Source organism: Nocardia sp. bgisy134 (assembly GCF_965341865.1).
Taxonomy (GTDB): Bacteria; Actinomycetota; Actinomycetes; order Mycobacteriales; family Mycobacteriaceae; genus Nocardia.
The window spans coordinates 1-1,580 of sequence record NZ_CBDQZP010000059.1 but is presented as its reverse complement, the minus strand read 5'-3'; the positions used below and the strand labels follow the sequence as shown (position 1 = coordinate 1,580).

Genomic DNA, 1,580 nt, shown 5'->3' with positions numbered 1-1,580 from the left:
GCGACATCGAGTTCCTCGATCCAGCCGAGCGCACCTCGATGCTCGAGAGCTGGATTCGTCCCGGGCTCGTGGTCGGCTCGGTGACGTTGGCGGACGAGTTCACGCGGACGGTCGAGCGGTTCCCCGATGCAACGGCTGTGGTGGCCGACGACTCGGCGCTGTCCTACGCAGAGTTGGACGCGCGGGCTAATCGGTTGGCACGGCACCTGATCTCGCTCGGGGTGGGTCCGGAATCGTTGGTGGCGGTGGCCATGCCGCGGTCGCCGGATCTGATCGTGACCCTGTTGGCGGTGATCAAGGCCGGTGGCGGGTATCTCCCGATCGATGTGACCTACCCGGCCGATCGGCTCGCATTCCTGTTTGCCGACGCTGCCCCGATCTGTGTGCTCTCGACCGCCGCCGAGATCGACGGGTTGCCGGTGGGGGATCTGCCGGTCGTGGTGCTCGATGCACCCGAGACTGTGGCGCGACTGAAGGGCATTCCCTCACTTGCGGTTACGGACACGGATCGTGTGGCACCGGTCAATCCCGACTCCGTGGCCTACGTGATCTACACCTCGGGCTCGACCGGCACCCCGAAGGGAGTGACTGTCTCCCACCGCAGCGTTCTCACCCTGTTCGCGAACACCCGAGACCGGTTCGGGTTCGACGAGGCGGACGTGTGGACGATGTTCCATTCGTATGCATTCGATTTCTCGGTGTGGGAGCTGTGGGGTCCGCTGCTGCACGGCGGCAGGCTCGTGGTGGTCGACTACTCCACGGCACGCTCGCCCGAGCTGTTTCTCGAGCTCCTGCGGCGTGAGCACGTGACCGTGCTCAACCAAACTCCCTCTGCCTTCTACCAATTGGCAGATGTCGAGCAGGCCGCGGCCGAGAGGCCGGACGGGCTCTCGTTGCGGTATGTGATTTTCGGTGGAGAGTCGCTCGATCTGGGTCGGCTGGTGCGGTGGTATGCGCGCCGCGAGGACAGCGGACCGCAGCTGGTCAACATGTACGGAATTACGGAAACCTGTGTCCACGCGACGTGGTTGCCGCTGGATTCCCAACTCGCCGCCTCGACGTCGGCGAGCGTTATCGGTCAGGGCATTGCCGGTCTGCGCACGTCGGTCCTCGACGGTCGCCTGCGCATGGTGCCGGTGGGGGTGGTGGGTGAGTTGTATCTGGCGGGTGTGCAGTTGGCGCGGGGCTATCACGAACGGCCGGGTCTGACGGCGGGTCGGTTCGTGGCGGATCCGTTCGGGGCGCCGGGGGAGCGGATGTACCGGACGGGGGATCTGGTGCGGTGGCGTGCGGATGGGCAGTTGGAGTATGTGGGGCGCAGTGATTTCCAGGTGAAACTGCGGGGGTTCCGGATCGAGTTGGGGGAGATCGAGGCGGCGCTTGCCCGGCACGACGCGGTGGCGCGGGCGGTGGTGGTGGTTCGCGGCGAGGGTGGGGTGGACCGGTTGGTGGGGTATGTCGTGCCCGAGGTGGGGGTGGGGGTAGATGTCGAGGAGTTGAGGCGGTTCGTCGGTGATGGGTTGCCGTCGTACATGGTTCCGGCCTCGGTGGTGGTGCTCGACGGGTTGCCCGTGACTACC

The 1,580-nt window shown here is 66.1% G+C and carries 1 protein-coding gene; it reads left to right on the top strand.

Features of this window, described 5'->3' with window-relative positions; translation table 11 throughout:
* Positions 1-1,580: amino acid adenylation domain-containing protein (locus ACRWNM_RS36505; RefSeq protein WP_431972729.1), on the top strand; the 1,580-nt coding region annotated here is incomplete at both ends.